The 16,738-nt window shown below is 37.4% G+C and carries 10 protein-coding genes and 2 pseudogenes; 6 read left to right on the top strand and 6 right to left on the bottom strand.

The features are described from left to right. Position 1 precedes the first annotated feature (1 nt). Positions 2-1,042, top strand: coding sequence for a hypothetical protein (locus tag OOK89_RS05450; protein WP_264718917.1), 1,041 nt, complete (start codon positions 2-4; stop codon positions 1,040-1,042). After that, positions 1,026-1,412: a cytochrome c-type biogenesis protein gene (locus OOK89_RS05445; protein ID WP_015589263.1), complete on the top strand. Its 387-nt coding sequence runs from the start codon at positions 1,026-1,028 to the stop codon at positions 1,410-1,412. Before OOK89_RS05450 ends, OOK89_RS05445 begins: the two co-directional genes overlap by 17 nt. A gap of 238 nt (positions 1,413-1,650) precedes the next feature. On the opposite strand, the gene OOK89_RS05440 is transcribed toward OOK89_RS05445, so the two are convergent. After that, positions 1,651-2,483 (bottom strand): IS5 family transposase gene (locus tag OOK89_RS05440; protein ID WP_264718686.1). Its coding sequence is split into 2 segments (ribosomal slippage): positions 1,651-2,117 and positions 2,117-2,483, totalling 834 coding nucleotides; the frame shifts between segments, so codons are not numbered across the junction. A gap of 202 nt (positions 2,484-2,685) precedes the next feature. Between OOK89_RS05440 and uvrB the strand changes: the two genes are divergently transcribed. Then, positions 2,686-4,593, top strand: coding sequence for an excinuclease ABC subunit UvrB (uvrB, locus tag OOK89_RS05435; protein WP_264718916.1), 1,908 nt, complete (start codon positions 2,686-2,688; stop codon positions 4,591-4,593). A gap of 207 nt (positions 4,594-4,800) precedes the next feature. Here uvrB and OOK89_RS05430 read toward each other — a convergent pair whose 3' ends face one another. From OOK89_RS05430 to OOK89_RS05420, 3 genes are all read right to left on the bottom strand, one after another. Further along, a complete protein-coding gene (locus OOK89_RS05430; protein WP_264718915.1) occupies positions 4,801-7,146 on the bottom strand; it encodes a hypothetical protein in 2,346 nt (781 codons plus the stop codon). 41 nt (positions 7,147-7,187) lie between these two features. Next, on the bottom strand, positions 7,188-7,385 hold the full coding sequence (locus tag OOK89_RS05425; RefSeq protein WP_182309933.1) for a hypothetical protein: 198 nt from the start codon (positions 7,383-7,385) through the stop codon (positions 7,188-7,190). 259 nt (positions 7,386-7,644) lie between these two features. Further along, positions 7,645-9,063: a gas vesicle protein GvpG gene (locus OOK89_RS05420; RefSeq protein ID WP_264718914.1), complete on the bottom strand. Its 1,419-nt coding sequence runs from the start codon at positions 9,061-9,063 to the stop codon at positions 7,645-7,647. Between the two features lie 528 nt (positions 9,064-9,591). On the opposite strand from OOK89_RS05420, the pseudogene OOK89_RS06670 reads away from it, so the two are divergent. The 3 genes and pseudogenes from OOK89_RS06670 to OOK89_RS05405 form a co-directional block, all read left to right on the top strand. Continuing rightward, a pseudogene (locus tag OOK89_RS06670) lies at positions 9,592-10,266 on the top strand (hypothetical protein); the annotation flags it as partial. A 967-nt stretch (positions 10,267-11,233) separates the two neighbouring features. After that, positions 11,234-11,434, top strand: coding sequence for a hypothetical protein (locus OOK89_RS05410; protein WP_264718912.1), 201 nt, complete (start codon positions 11,234-11,236; stop codon positions 11,432-11,434). Between the two features lie 37 nt (positions 11,435-11,471). Continuing rightward, positions 11,472-13,469, top strand: a complete 1,998-nt coding sequence (locus OOK89_RS05405; protein ID WP_264718911.1) for a hypothetical protein — start codon at positions 11,472-11,474, stop codon at positions 13,467-13,469. A gap of 28 nt (positions 13,470-13,497) precedes the next feature. On the opposite strand, the pseudogene terL reads toward OOK89_RS05405, so the two are convergent. Together terL and OOK89_RS05395 are read right to left on the bottom strand one after the other, a co-directional pair. After that, a pseudogene (gene terL, locus OOK89_RS05400) lies at positions 13,498-15,022 on the bottom strand (phage terminase large subunit). 230 nt (positions 15,023-15,252) lie between these two features. Continuing rightward, complete coding sequence (locus OOK89_RS05395) at positions 15,253-16,737, bottom strand: DegQ family serine endoprotease (RefSeq protein ID WP_264718910.1); 1,485 nt, start codon at positions 16,735-16,737, stop codon at positions 15,253-15,255. Between the last annotated feature and the right edge of the window lies 1 nt (position 16,738).

Here is a 16,738-nt window from a genome sequence, read left to right as displayed (position 1 = left end):
TATGCGTAAGATTTTTATCTATATTATCATCTCTTTACTTTTGTTTATTCCTGTAGCGTATAGTGGTTTTTGGTATTTTTCTGCATGTAAGGTAAAAAATCTTTTAGCTGAAACAATACTATACATTAACGACGAAAAATTTGATATTTCACATGATTTTAGTGGATTTCCTTCTAACCTAATTTTTCGTGTGACAAACCCAAAATTTTCCAATGAGCAATTAACCATCTCATCTGATGCTTTATTGATAAAAAATAGATTGTTTGATAAATCAGTATATATCTACATACCAAGCAATGAAGTCAATATTGCTGTTCATGGTGATGAGAAAAAGAATATAAAATGCCACACAAACGATAGCAGCCACTTTGTTGTTAGACTAAACGATTTACCATCTTCATTGCGATTCAACAAAAATAGTACCGTGATAGACTATATAGATATACTTCGTTACGAAGATTATGGATTAAAATGTGATGTTTTAGAAAATCAGCAAAGTGTTATAACTGAAGTGAATGATAAAAGCAATTACATTCAATTTCACCTCGATAAAGAACCAAGTGGAAATACTAAACTAGGATTTGATTTTTATACTTATCGGTATAAAAATACTGCAAGTCCTGAAAGTTACCTTAGTATCGACACTAAATTTGATTACGAATTTGTAAACCACATCTCAGCTTCCAGAATTAATTTCAACATAGAGAAATTTTTAATTCAAAGTAATAATTTTTCTCTTGCTGCAGATGGTGGAGTGCGAAATTATAATTTGGTTACGTCTTCATTTAAAGACAAAATCAACGTGGCTATATCAAATTATAAAGAATTAATCTCGTTTATGATTGGTGACTCAAAAACTTCAGATGCGTTTGAAAAATTAATGTCTTCCTTATCAGAAAAAACAACTGATGATGGCATTCAATTTTCAATAAAGTACGATGATGATGTAGGGTCAAGCTTTATTGGAAAGTTATCCACCACTGATTTTATGAACCAGCTCAGTAAAATAACCCAATTAACCAAGGATGAGAGCAGTAGTTAGTTTACTTTTCATATTGATATTCCACTCAGGCGTAAACGCTTTTACTCTGGATAATAAACTCAGAGATAAAAGCATGGAAAAACGAGCAACCAGTTTATTTGAAATAATAAGGTGTCCAATATGTTCTGGCGAATCATTGTCTGAATCTGGATCTCAGATCGCGTATGATATGCGAGAAGCAATTCGTAAAAAAATCAATGATGGATACACAGATGAAGAGATAATCTCAGAGTTAAAAAATTCTTACGGCAATTCAATTATAATCGTACCGCCTATAAAATCTAGCACTTACATTTTGTGGTTTATTCCACTTACAACTCTGCTTATTGGGTGTTTTTTAATACAAAGATACATCAATACAACCACTTAAACCTTTTATATATAGCTAAAGTGACTTAGGTTCTCTAATTGCACATAAGTCAACAATAATTTTCACACAAATCAAAACAGCATATCTTCTCCATAATCCTTGGTAATTCCACGTAAGTTAAAAGTAGCATATGGTTCTCTCCGCGGTCTGAGATGACAATAAACTTGTCAAGCCGCATTATACTTGTTAGGCGGAAGTGGACGGCAACATGTTTAGAGGTTGTCCACAAACCAGTAAATCAAGCATATTCCCTACTTAACATAACTTTACTCATAGCCAGATATATGAAACTTTCAGTAGATGTTGTAAGTAAATCGTACTCCTTTGATAGCCTTCTATTTCTATTGATCCAAGCAAAAGTCCTCTCTACCACCCACCTTCTCGGCTGTACTGAAAATCCAGGATCCCGTTGTGGCAATAGTTCTAGTGGTGTATCTTTATGCACCCAAAACCTACATGGAGGCCTTTTGACAATTTCAATATCTATCCCATATTCTCTCTTTACGTAATCCTTTAAATCTTTTCCTTGGTATCCCATATCAGCCCACATTTTCTTAATATTGCTGTATTTTTCCTTCATATTGTCCAATGCCATCTTCACCCCATCTCTGTCATTTTCGCTTGCAGCTCCTACATAGCAACCAAGCACAAATCCTTGAGTATCTGTGATTATATGTCTTTTTCTCCCCTTTACCTTTTTCGCACCATCATAACCTTTGACCCCCCTTTTTCCGTGGTTTTTACCGATTGACTGTCCACTATGCATGCGCTCGGCTCCTCATTTCTTCCCATTTTTGACCTACTATATTTAGTGATATCATAGTTCATTTTCTCAAAAATTCCCTGCTTTTTCCATCTTCTAAACTGTTCATGCACAGCCTTCCACGGCGGAAAATCGTGTGGTAAATAGCGCCATTGACATCCTGTGCGCAGTATATAAAGAATTGCATTTACTATCTCACACTTACTGTATTTTGGTGGCCTTCCTCCTTTCTTGTACGATACTCTGAAGTGTTTTTCTATTCTTGCCCACTCCCTTTTACTTAAATCTGTTGGATATTTTTTCCTCATCTCTTACCTCAATATTCTTTCTTTATATACTACGTATTCCTTGGTTTGTGGACAACCTCTAACATTGAAACAAGATTCCAGTGTCAGCTACTTGCATGACATTGTTGGTTAATGTTTTATGGCTTTACGATAGCTATACAACTTATCTTAAAAGCAATATAGTGTTTACTATACAATGAATCAAAGATAGTAAGTAAAGTCTATGGAATTTCAAATCGCTACACATTTTCAACCGGCTGGGGATCAACCACAGGCAATCGATAGCTTAATTGCAGGGCTAAATAGCAATAAAAGAGATCAGGTTTTGCTTGGAGTTACTGGTTCTGGGAAAACTTTTACTATGGCAAATGTTATTGCAAGGACAAACAGGCCTGCATTAATTATGGCACACAATAAAACTTTAGCAGCACAGCTTTATGAAGAAATGAAAGGATTGTTTCCCCATAATGCTGTTGAATACTTCATTTCTTATTATGATTATTATCAACCTGAAGCCTATTTACCACAAACTGATACTTATATCGAAAAAGATTCTGCAATTAACGAAAGAATTGAGATGCTGCGTTATTCCACCGTCTGCTCCCTTTTGGAGCGCAGGGATACGATCGTAGTTGCCAGTGTTTCCTGCATATACGGTCTTGGTTCGCCTGAGAGCTACCGCAGCATGATCATACCGCTTAGTGTTGGAAATAAAATTCGTATTAATGATTTCCTGAGCAACTTAACTGATCTTCAATACAAGCGCTCTGATGCCAGGTTTGAGAGAGGATATTTCAGAGTGCGCGGCGATATTGTTGATATATTTCCTTCCCATTATGAAAATAAAGCTTGGCGTTTATCGTTATTTGGCGATGAAATAGAAGAAATTTCTGAAGTTGATGCTATAACGGGCAATGTTACCAAAGGCGTAAATAAAATCACCATTTTTCCAAATAGCTATTACATAACCCCGCGTGAGGCTTTGTTGCAGGCAATTGAACTAGTCAAAAAAGAGCTGCATGAACGCTTGGATTATTACTACTCGCAAAACAAGATTGTTGAAGCAAAGCGCCTCGAGCAACACACTAATTTTGATATCGAAATGATGAGAACAACAGGAATATGTAAAGGTATTGAAAATTATTCGCGTTATCTCTATGGAATGGAAGCTGGGGATCCACCACCTACTTTGTTTGAATATTTACCCAAAGACGTAATTTTATTTGTTGATGAGAGTCATGTCACCGTTCCTCAGGTTGGTGCGATGTACAGTGGTAATGAGGCGCGTAAAAAGAAATTGATCGACTATGGCTTCAGGCTCCCTTCCGCTTTTGATAATCGTCCATTAAAATTTGAAGAGTGGGAGGGAGTTAGGCCGCAGACTGTTTACATTTCAGCCACTCCAGGAAAGTATGAGTTGGCAAAGACCAGTAATGTATTTATAGAGCAAGTTATCCGTCCAACAGGGCTTACAGACCCAATCTGCATTGTAAAACCAATAGAGAGTCAAATTGATGATGTAATTCATGAGGCACAAGTGACAATAGGGAAGGGATTTTGTGTTTTAATCACTACATTGACGAAAAAAATGGCTGAAAATTTAGCTGAATATATGAGTGAATTGAATATGAAAGTGAGTTATTTGCATTCTGATATTGGTGCGCTGGAGAGAATAGAAATTATATACAAATTGAGATCTAAAGAAATCGATGTTTTAGTAGGTGTTAACTTGCTGAGGGAAGGTCTTGATATTCCAGAGTGTGGGTTGGTTGCAATTTTGGATGCTGATAAAGAAGGATTTTTGCGATCGGAAACTTCATTAATTCAAACGATCGGTCGTGCTGCGCGTAATGCTGAAGGTAGAGTAATTTTGTATGCAGATAAAATCACTGGTTCTCTGGACCGTGCATTAAGAGAGACCGAAAGAAGAAGAAAAAAACAAGAAGAACATAATATATTGCACAATATTGTCCCAAAGACTATAATAAAACCTATATCAAACACCTTACAGGAGAGGGCAATAGCAGAACCGAAAGTAAATACTAATAAGGATGATTTGAGAAAGCAAATGATAGAGCATGCTGAAAATTTAGAATTTGAAGAAGCAGCAAGAATAAAAAAATTATTGTAAGGTTAAATAACACATGATGTAATGTGCATATTATAAAAATGTAAATAATTTTATTGATATCTTTATATTAATACTTTTTAAACATTTAGTACCGCGCAATATCTGCAATGGATGAGAAAAATTAACACCAGTGCTTTCAGGGTCAGGAACTTTGGCCCTAACCCTAATAAAACACTTGGGTGGCTGAGAGCAGTGAAATTAATAAGCCTAATACTCACCTATTTGACGAGAGGAACTACTCAAACTTAACGACTCCAGCCTTGAAAGTGGTGAAGAACCTCTTTTCGGAGATTTTCTTGGATTACCTTCACCTACAGGCGATTGAGACCTACGTTTTGGCGATTCTCCTCTAGTATTCTCACAATCCATAGACTCATAACCACTTGTTGTTGCCTCAGCTTTAGAGCTTACGTTTTCAGCATCAGTTACGAACCCGGAAGAGTAACCGCTGTCTTTATTATCTTCGGGCTTCATCTTTTCAGCTTTTGATATACCTTTAGCAGGCCATCGCTCTCCCCTAAACGACTCTACTTCCGAACCATCATAATCACGGTTAATCCAGTATTCACCTTTGTCTTTTGTAATTGAAATATATTCTAATACGCTTTCATCGGGATAACAGGTTTTAATTGCTTTTTTAGGGGATAACCCATGTTCTTGCACCTGAAAATTTACCCATTTGTCCTTTTCAGATTTCACTGCCTTTTCGACGATGTTAATGTCGATATCTTTTATTTCTACTTTTCCCTCATGCTCCCGACTAAAAAGTTCTTTTAAGTTAAGTAAGGCACCACGACTTATATTAGCAACAACTGTTGTTTCTTGGTTTTTCTCACAATTAGAAAGAAATTGAAATGGAAACTCATTGAAATCATAGGCTTCTTCCTTATTGACACGATACTCTTCTTTCGTTTTATCTATTATCTCCTGTAAATATTCTTTTACATCAACACCATCATCAATTAAACTAGCAATCTTCCCATTTTTTACAATAAAGTTAGTATGAGGAGGATCCAAAGCATAATTATTTAAGTTAAACCAATAAAGCAATGCTTTAAACAACTTTTCTTCTTCCTTTTCCTTAGTAACTTGCTGTTTTTCAGGTTCCTCATTAGAAACCTCAGGATTTAAGAATGTTGAACTATCCCATGCTCTAAGAGAAGGAATCGATGATGATCTTTTCTGATCCCGAATCTCTATTAGCATACTTTCATCAGCACCTTCCGATAATGAAAGTTCTCTAAGCGTCGACGGTTGTGACATTAACGGTGTCCGTCTATATCTGCTCATGTATGACCTGCGTGGCATATCGTCCGTTTGCTGAGAAGAAGTACTAGCCTGACCTATCCCCTCCCGAAGCACCCGCAACAGCCTCCCTGTTCCTCCCTCTCTTTCTGATCCTTGCCTGGGAGGCCTCTCTAACCCTTCACCACGACTTCGCTTGGGAAACTTCCGTGTCAGTGATGCTTCAGCTAATAGCGTTCGAGGAAGCTCAGGGTCAATGGACAGTTCATGGTCTTTGTTGATTACAGAGCTTTCTATAATTTTAGTTATCACACAGTGAGAAATGTATGGATTGGAAAAGTCTATGCTATACAGTCCATTACCTCCATTTATTGCTAATTCCCCCTGGGTTCCACCATAAAGATCATTAAATACAGCACCATTAAATGCATGATTTAGTTTAAGAGCTTCTTCATTTGTCAATATCCGCTTTCTTCCGCCATTTAATACAAGAGGTATAAGAACTGAGGCCTCTTCTCTACCTAGAGGAGAAGCACATACAAAGCCAGCTATTATTATTTCCGTTGGTTGATCAATAAATTCCATTATCAACTCTTTAAATGCTTTTACATCACCACGAACTTTGCTATCAGCCTGGAGACCCATACCTTTAAGCCATGTAATATACCGTGCTACACTATCGATAAAACGAGCGTCATCAAAAACGTCCCTGATATATACACTATTGCCTTTAACCTTCAGAGGGTTCTTAAAACCATTCCTATACCCATATCTATTCTCCATCCTTGACAAAAACTCACGCTCAAATTCCTCACGTAATTGTTTATTATCAAATTCACCACACCATAAATACTTTTTCTTGTTGAATGGTACGGCTGTGCTACTAACTCGCATATCTTCTAGAACACCCTTTGCAAGTGAAGCAGCCAAATGAGACTTTAAATTAAAAATTACACCTTGATCTACAGGTGCTACAAACTCAATTCTACCTTGCTTATCTACGGACCAGTCCCCTTTATAGATATAGTTAAATGGAAAAGACGTAACATCAAAATCTTTCTTGGCTGTATCCAATATTTCTTTATCATTACTTTCTTCAATGCCATAGAATTCACGTATTATCTTCCTTTTTATACTGTCCAGATATTCGCTACACTGATAATCCTTCATACCCTTATCAAATGAGACTACAATATAGTCCTCCCCGCCCCTGCTTTGCAGCGTAAAATTAGTTTTAACTGTATTACGAGCATAATTATGTACATTAAAAGCACTAACCAACGCTCTCACTATTTTTCTACCATACATACCAACCTCCCCATTTTTAAATTACAACAACTACCTTTCACTTAACGTTTCATAGAACTACCAGGTTCGTTTTTTTTCTGCTCAGACTGACGCCTCCTTTCTAGTAGCTCCTTGGCTTTATCACTATGATCATCATACCTCATTCCTCTTGCTCCCTGCACTATACCACCACCTGGTGCTGTATTATCACGCTTCCACTTTTCAGCATCAAAACCTTTTTTATCATTACCACTATGCATATTGACCCCTAAGTAAAAATATTATGTAATTAATATACTAAAAATAAAATTAAGTGCAAGCACTTTTTTATATTTTTTTTCAAAAAATTTTATTCACTCTTTTTCATAAAATTCAATTTTCTAGATTCCGCTAACACGTAGCGGAATGACGAACTGTCGACACCTATCTATATGCCCCTGGATTCCAGCGTCACGCACTGGAATGACAAGGTTATGGGTGTCATCCCAGTGCCCAGACACTGGGATCTAACTACCTTCATTATGGCGCCTTTCCTACTGACGGACCTTCTACACATTTCTCAACTTTTACATCATTAGTCAATTCTTTTGGTGGTTGAACATCACCCACAGAACCTTCATGCTCAGCACCGTTCCAAGTACCTATATTAAAATCAAATTCACAATCAGCAACAGAACTTTTAATGGATTGCTTTGTTGCAGATTCCCGAACAGGTTTTCCTGGAGCACTTCCGTTAAGTTGCCCTGGGTTAGAGACAGGACTCTTAGCAGATTGATTCGAAGCTTCTTTGCTGAAAATAAAGTTTGGAGCAGATTGGTTTGAACCTAAGTCGCTATCACTTCTCCAACCACTATCGCATCCATAACTATGCTTTATTTGTTCCTGCCCCGTCTCCGTTGCAGGCTTCTTCGGTGGACACACCTCTTTCTTCGGTTCCTCCGGCTTCGCTTTTTTCTCTTCTTCCACTTTTGGTTTTGTTTCTTTTACCTCGCGGGTCTCCTCCTTTATAACTTCTTTAGGCATTAGTTCTTTCATAGGTTTTGGTAAAAGATCAAGTTCTGGTTTGCTCAGAACAACCGGCCTTACAAATCCGGGTGAAACGTCAAAAAGGAAAACTGGCACTTTAGGTTTTTCTCTTTCATCCACTTTCATTTCTACGTTTTCGCAAACTTCTTTATTTTCTTCCTTTAATGATGTTTTTTCTGCTTTTTTATCTTCTTTTTCTGTAGATGCCGCTACCGCAGCCGCCAACTCAACTCCAAACATCTCTGCGAACATTGTAACAATCCATCCGACAACAGCCATTTGTAACCTGAGTTTCAGATCTTGCAATGCAGTTAACCTTTCTAACGCCCTTGCAAACTCTTCTTCTGATAACTCACCACTGCCTAATTTCTCCTGCAATTCTTTTATCTCTTTGTCCAACCTCTGATTGAAACTTAAATCGCGTGCAAAAATCTTCTTGATTAACTCCTTAAGCTTGTCACGCATAAATTTAATTATCGAAAGAAGCCAATTTTTTTCTTTCTTCTCCTTGAGCATTTGGTAGATTTTCGGATCATCTACATCTACTTCAAAAAGGTTGAAGAGAGATTCAAAGAAATTCCAGAAATCTCCGAGTACTCTTCCTTTTTCACCAGTGAAGTAATCCTCATCATCACCTTCTCCGATATGTAGCTCTGCTTGAGATGATATTTCATCGATACAACTAGAAGCCTGACGCTCACACTCGAGCCTCCTGAGCAAATCTTGTCTGGTGAGCTCCTCTATGGCTGCTTTTAGTTCATTTAGCTTCTGCTCTGCAGAGAAATCTTGCTCCCTGATTTTTCCTTGGAAGATTGAGCTACCGTTTCCGTTATTATCTGAAAAATTTTCCATTATTTTTGCCTCCTCAATAAAATTACTGCCTTTGTTGTTACCTGAAAAGCTTTCCACCATTTTTACTTCCTTCATAAAACTTAATAATTTAATTCTACAGTACTAAATATTTAAGAACTATTAATGTAAAGATGTCAATAAAATTATTTACATTTTTACACTATATATATATATTATATCATGTGCTATTTAACCTTTCAATAATATTTTTTATTTTTACTGCTTCTTCAAACTCTAGCATGCGCTTTTCTTAAATTATCCTTATTAATATTTGCTTTTGCCTCTATCCCACTTTTTCTTGTAAAGTATTTGATATAGATTTTATTATACTCTTTGGCATAACATTTGCAACATACTTTATCTATAAATGGAAATTATTATACTTGCAGCTAGACACAATTTGAAATAATTTACACTATAAAATTAAGGAACGAGATCCCAGTGTCACGCACTGGGATGACAGCAGTCCTACGTCATACCGCGATTCATTCGCGGTATAGATTCCGCTAACAAGTAGCGGAATGACGAATTTTTGTTTTTCAAATTATCGTAAGTCACTTTAGCTATATCAGACAATAGAGGCAGTGCGTAGAGGAGCTCACCAGACAAGATTTGCTCAGGAGGCTCGAGTGTGAGCGTCAGGCTTCTAGTTGTATCGATGAAATATCATCTCAAGCAGAGCTACATATCGGAGAAGGTGATGATGAGGATTACTTCACTGGTGAAAAAGGAAGAGTACTCGGAGATTTCTGGAATTTCTTTGAATCTCTCTTCAACCTTTTTGAAGTAGATGTAGATGATCCGAAAATCTACCAAATGCTCAAGGAGAAGAAAGAAAAAAATTGGCTTCTTTCGATAATTAAATTTATGCGTGACAAGCTTAAGGAGTTAATCAAGAAGATTTTTGCACGCGATTTAAGTTTCAATCAGAGGTTGGACAAAGAGATAAAAGAATTGCAGGAAAAATTAAGCAGTGGTGAGTTATCAGAAGAAGAGTTTGCAAGGGCGTTAGAAAGATTAACTGCATTGCAAGATCTGAAACTCAGGTTACAAATGGCCGTTGTCGGATGGATTGTTACAATGTTCGCAGAGATGTTTGGAGTTGAGTTGGCGGCTGCGGTAGAGGCATCTACAGAAAAAGAAGATAAAAAAGCAGAAAAAACATCATTAAAGGAAGAAAATAAAGAAGTTTGCGAAAACGTAGAAATAAAAGTGGATGAAAGAGAAAAACCTAAAGTGCCAGTTTTCCTTTTTGACGTTTCACCCGGATTTGTAAGGCCGGTTGTTCTGAGCAAACCAGAACTTGATCTTTTGTCAAATTCTCTGAAAGATCGAGTACCTTTTGTGCAAACACATGATAGAGGTAAGGAGGATATTGAGAATTTGCCAAAACAAGAAGTAAATAAAGAAGATAAAAAAGCGAAGCCGGAGAAAGAGGTGTGTCCACCGAAAATTCAGGAGAAGCCTGCAACGGGGACGGGGCAGGTACAAAATCGGAGAGTGCAAGGATGCAATAGTAGTAGGGGAAGAAGGGGAAGTTATAAGGAAGCTTCGAATCAACCTGCTCAAAGCTCTATTTCCAGCAAAGAAGCTTCGAATCAATCTGCTGAGAGTTCTATTCCTAGCGGAAGTGCTTCAGGACAATCTGCTCGGGAATCTGCTTCTAACAGAGAAGTCTCAGAGCAATCTAATCAAGCTAACAGAAGAGCTCCGAATCAATCTGTCAAAAGTTCTGTTGCTGATTATGAATACGATTTTACAGTTGGTTTTTGGAAAGGTGCTGAGCATGAAGGTTCTGTGAGTAATGCTCAACCACCAAAAGAATTGACTAATGATGTAAAAGTTGAGAAATGTGCAGAAGGTCAGTCAGTAGGAAAGACATAATCATGAAGGTAGTTAGATTACAGTGATTTCTTTTTTGTCATTCCAGTGTGTGACACTGGAATCCAGGCTGTGGGTTTGGTAAGTGTAGGGTTTTATGTTAAAAGGGAGTGGTTTTGATGAAATTGCAAAGAACCAGTGTTAGCTACTTGGATGACAAAAAAGACTGGATCCCAGTGTCTGGGCACTGGGATGACAAGAAAGGGTAGCGCGTGACGCTGGAATCTTGAAATTTGTGTTTTGTGAAAAAGAGTGAATGAAATTTTTTGAAAAAAAATATAAAAAAGTGCTTGCACTTAATTTTATTTTTAGTATATTAGTTACATAATATTTTTACTTAGGAGGCAATATGCATAGCGGTAATGATAAAAAAGGTTTTGATGCTGAAAAGTGGAAGCGTGAGAATACAGCACCAGGTGGTGGTATAGTGACGCATGCTAAAGGAGCAAGATATGATGACCATAGTGATACAGCCAGGAAGCTAATGGAAATAGAGAAGCGACGTCAGTCTGAGCAGAAAAACAATCCTGGTAGTTCTATGAAACGTTAAGTAAAAAATAACTGTAATTTAAAAATGGGGAGGTGGTATGCCTAATACAAAAGAAACAGTAAGAGCATTGGTTAGTGCTTTTAATGTTAATAATTATGATTTCAATGCAGTTAAAACTAATTTTACGCTACAAAGCGATGGTAAGAACGACTATATCGTAGTCTCATTTGATAAAGGTATGGGTAAGTATCAGCGTAGCAGGTATTTGGACAGTATAAAAAGGAAGATAGTAGGTGAGTTCTACAGTATTGAAGAAGGAGATACGGATGAAGTAGTGTTAAATACAGCTAATTTAATTTTTAATATTGAATCTTTTCCGTTTAACACCAGTACAGGAGAGTGGTCTCAAGATGAGCAAGGTAGGGTTGAGTTTCTAGCACCTATAGATGATGGCGTAATTTTCAATCTAAAGTCTCATTTGGCTTCTTCACTTGTAAAGGATGTTTTAGAAGATATGCCAACTTGTAGCATAGTTACTAACTCATTTAACAAGGAAAAATATTTGTGTCATTCTAAATTTCCTAACAAAAAATTACGTAAGGAATTTGAGCATGAGTTTTTATCAAGGATGAAAGCAAGATATGAAAATGTTCCTAAGGACCCTCTGAAGGTTGAAGGCAATAGTGTATATATCAAAGATGTTTTTGATGACGTTCGTTTTATTGATAGTATAACGCGGCGTGCCGCATGGCGTATAGGCATCGATCTTGGAATTGGCAATGATGTTGATCATAGTGTGATGTTGCTTAAAGACTCAATAATAAACTCTGTTTATCAATCAACGAAAACAATAGTAGTTGGGTTTATGTGTGCTTCCCCCTTAAATAGAAAAGAAGCCTCAATTCTTATACCTATTATGCAAAATTGTAGGGGAGCTAGGTTTTTAACAAACGAAGAAGCAGGTAATATAAACCATAAATTTAATAATGCTGTACTTAATGATCTTGATGGTAGAACTCAAGCAGAATTATCAACGAATGGAAGCAGTGGAATATATGGCATAGACTTTTCTAATAAAGAAATTTCTCACTGTGTGATAACCAAAATAATAAAAAACTCTGTAATCAACAAAGACCATGAACTGGCCATTGACCCTGAGCTTCGTTTTCGAGCATTGTCACGATCACCATCGACTGAACTGTTAGATATGAAATTGGAGTCTCCCACGTGTAGTCAGGGTGTAGCATTAAAGGATTCTCCCAGGCAAGGATCAGAAAGAGAGGAAAAAACAGAGCCTTCTCTGGGGGTGCTTCGGGAGGAAATAGGTCAGGCTAGTACTTCTTCTCTTAGAGCATGGGATAGTTCAACATTCTTAAATCTTGAGGGTTCTAATAAGGAATCTGAAAAACAGCAAGTTACTGATAAAAGTGATCGAAAAAGTAGTGATGAGTGTTCTAAAGCAAAGCCACAAGATAGTAAATCTCCGGAGAAGAAACATGGGGGTGGTTGGCGTTGTAGTAAAAGAAAGTCTGATGGTGTAACTTCACTTTTTAGGCAAAATAACAAAGGACGTGGTTCGGTGTGTTCGATATCTTCAAGTCTAAGTGCTCCTGGGGGTTCTGTACCTGAAAAACTACCTGTTTCTGAATCATCTTCTTCATTCCCAGGTAGAATAAAAGCAAAAAGTAATCCACCCTCAGCGGTGACTTCTCCTACGCATGAAGGTGTACCAGAGTGGCAACAACGTCTTAATCCTGATCAGAGAGAGGAACTACGCCCATTTCTTTCTCCTGAGCTGCGAAAGAAGCTAGACTCCAACTCTCTTTCCCCTGAGGATGAGCAGCTTAAACACTTGCTGTATACTCCTGAGGGGAAAAGGGAGCTAAGCAGATCTCTATGTGAGAGTCAAGAATTACAGTTACGGCGACTTGCAGAAGCACAATTATCGTCACCTGATAACTCTAATAGAGATAGTGGTTTTTCTTCTATGGGATCGCCTGCTTCTCCTGTTGTACAACATAAGGGAAGTGCCCCTTTAAAGGTTACAGAGTGTAGTGTGCAACAGGTAAACTCACATTCTGTAGAGCGTACGTGAGAAGCTTTGGGGAAATAAATTTAGGTTTTTAGATATATCTTAACCATCTAAATGGTTTATTAGGGTTGGGGCCAAAGTCCCTGACCCTGAAAGCACTGGTGTTAGTTTTTCTTGTCCATTGCAGATATTGCGCGGTACTATCCACTTGATCATCATGGCGAGCTTCTGGGAACATTAAAATTTCGTACTCGAAATCGCTGAGCCATACTGCTTGCTGTGGCAAAAAAACCCTACCAGACTCTATCACCGGAACAATTTGATAAAATCGAGTGAGTTTGTCATTGTGTGGAATTATTTCGATAATCGGTAGATCGCTATTTGCCTTTAGCTCTTGTGTTAATTGTTGACCACTCGTTTTTGCTTCGATCAAAATTGCATGTGGTGCCCATCTTGCAGCTAGTGACAGAACTTGCTCTTTAAGCTTTGGGTACTCAAGCTTTGCTCGATATACATCAAGTAAATAGAATTTATTATCTATTTTTGCCCAGGTGGTGCAGATGCTAAAGTCGCTGGAATCGTTTGTTGAAACTGCAGTGTCCCAGCTTTGAGTTACATGTGAGAGATTATCAGGGAAATTTTTATAGCGCTTTAGCCACTCTTGTTTTATTATACCACTTGAAAGCGGCAGGGGGTTTTGTTGATATTGAGCAGCAAAAGCGTAACTCCTGAGTTCAACTTTTATCATCTCAACTTCTTCTCTTCCTCCCTCCAGGGGATATAATAACTCATTCTCTTCTCTTGAGTATAATACTCTTGCAGGTAGTGTCATTCCAGCACTTGATGCTGGAATCCAGTCTTTTGCGGTTGAATTTTCTGGATCCCAGTGTCTGGGCACTGGGATGACAGGAGGGGGGGTTGGAATGACACCAGTATGGTTATTAATTGAATAAATAACCTCCTTATTTTCAGAAATCATTGGCAAACAAATGTGATGCCATATGTTTTTTGGCTTGGATAAGAGGTGCCCAGTTAAGTCTTCCAGGTGGAGCCTATGCATCACAAGCACAATTACTCCTTTTTTTCTATCGTTGAGTCTCGTTACTAAAGTCTGATCGAACCAGTTTGTGGCACGTTTTCTAAATGTTTCACTCAAAGCTTGAGCAGGGTTAAGCGGATCATCCACAATAATAAAGTCACCACCTTCACCGGTTAATGTTCCTCCAACTGATGTTGCGATTCTGTATCCTCTCTGCACTGTTTGGAATTTATATTTAGTGTTCTGGTCTTTGGATAGTTCTACCTCTGGAAATAGCTTTTTATACCAATCAGATTGCATTATGCACCTCGTATCGAGCGAATGTTTTTCGCTAAGCAACTTAGAATAACTTGCAACTATTATTCTTGCAGTTGCCCAGTATCCATGCGGGCCACGCAACACCCATACATATGGACTTCATTGAACGCGGAGGCATATTGAATATTATGCGCCTTACTTCGCCAGCATTCGCTGCTTCCAGCCTGTCTGCTATGACTTTTATGTACTGATAATCATTATACTCACATCCCGGCACTACTGTTTGAAAGCACAGTTCAATGAATTTTAGAAAGTTCATGTTAGACCTCCTATAGTATCACCCAAGTAACCCCTATGGTGTTATCCAAGTGGCCGACACTGGTTCCTTTATGACGGCGTCATGCAAGTAGCTGACACTGGAATGACATCCTTTGATTTTTTATATGGTTATGCAAGAAATCTAGTGTAGATTTTTATTTATTTTATAAGATTGAAGTGTTACAGTAGCGAGCTTACAACACTACTGTTTTGTAAATTTAGTGAATAAAATTACTTCTTCAACTTTATCGAAGTAAAAAATTGATTTCCATTGCGGTAAATGAGCAACATTATTGAATCTTTACCGTTTTTCTTTACTGCTGAATCAACTTGTTTTTGAAAATCATTAGTATTTTCTATATCGGTTCCATCTAATTGGATAATAATGTCTCCTTTTTTAATACCACGCAACGTGGCATTACTGTTACTATCTACATTGGTAACTATCACACCTTTTGTAGGATTACTTTCTTTTGATTCTTTTGGCAGATTTGAAACAGTTAAACCGGTTACATAATCAGATGTTGATTTATTTTCTTCTTGATTGTTATCTTGGCCATCATTTGTAGATTCCCCGATCACAACTTTAATATTAACCTCTTTGCTCTTTCTAAGTAACTTAACTTGCACTTTTTTCTCAGGTCCAGCTCTTGAAACCATTTGAGGTAATTGTGTCATTCTATCGATTTTTTTACCGTCAAATTCTAATAATATATCACCTACTTTAATCCCACCTTTTTCTGCAGGACTATCCTTTACTATACTTGCAACCAATGCGCCTTTTATATCTTTTAAACCCAAGGACTCAGCAAATTCTTTCGTTATAGGCTGAACTTGCACACCAAGCCAACCATGTTTTATTTTTTTGCCACTTTTTAATGTGTCAATAATTGACATAGCTAAATTAGATGGTATGGCAAAACCTATACCCACGTTGCCGCCAGACTCAGATGGAGAATAGATAGCAGTATTAATACCTATAACTTTTCCATTTAAATCAAATAACGGTCCTCCAGAGTTACCCCTATTAATTGCAGCATCAGTTTGAATAAATTCATTCATAGTGCCAATACTAATGTCCCTGGACCTTGCAGATATAATTCCTGTGCTTACAGAGCCACCCAAACCAAATGGGTTACCTATTGCCATAACCGTATCACCAACCCTTGCTTTATCAGAATCACCAAATGCAACAGAAGAAAGATCTTTATCAGAATTAATCTTAAGCACAGCAAGATCAGTTCTTGCATCATAGCCTAAAACTTCTGCTTTGAAATAAGTATTATCGTTCATAGTAACTGTGATATCTTTGGCGTTTTTAATAACGTGATAATTGGTTACTATAGCTCCACCTTTATCTATAATAAACCCAGAACCAAGCGACACCACCTCTTTGTTAACACTAGGGCCCCTATCCATAAAAAACTGATCAAAATGCTCAAAAAACTCTCTAAAATCATCAAAAAAATTATTTCCTGGCATAGATGGAACTCTAGTTCTGCTGTTATTTTCTTGTTTGATGATTTGTTCGCTTGAAATATTTACAACCGCAGGAATGAGTTCTTCCACTAAATCGGCAAGTCCTTGATTACAGTTGCATGCAGTAGTGCTAGCATCAACGACCTTTTTTGCATTCCAATCAAACATATTAGCATACGAAGAAAACGCAATTAGAAAATATGCAAATATAGATAAAATAAATGCCTTACTTTTCATA

Source organism: Wolbachia endosymbiont (group A) of Lasioglossum morio, from assembly GCF_947250585.1.
GTDB classification, from domain to species: domain Bacteria; phylum Pseudomonadota; class Alphaproteobacteria; order Rickettsiales; family Anaplasmataceae; genus Wolbachia; species Wolbachia pipientis.
Note: the sequence above shows the minus strand (reverse complement) of the source record. Positions and strands in the feature narration are given on the sequence as shown.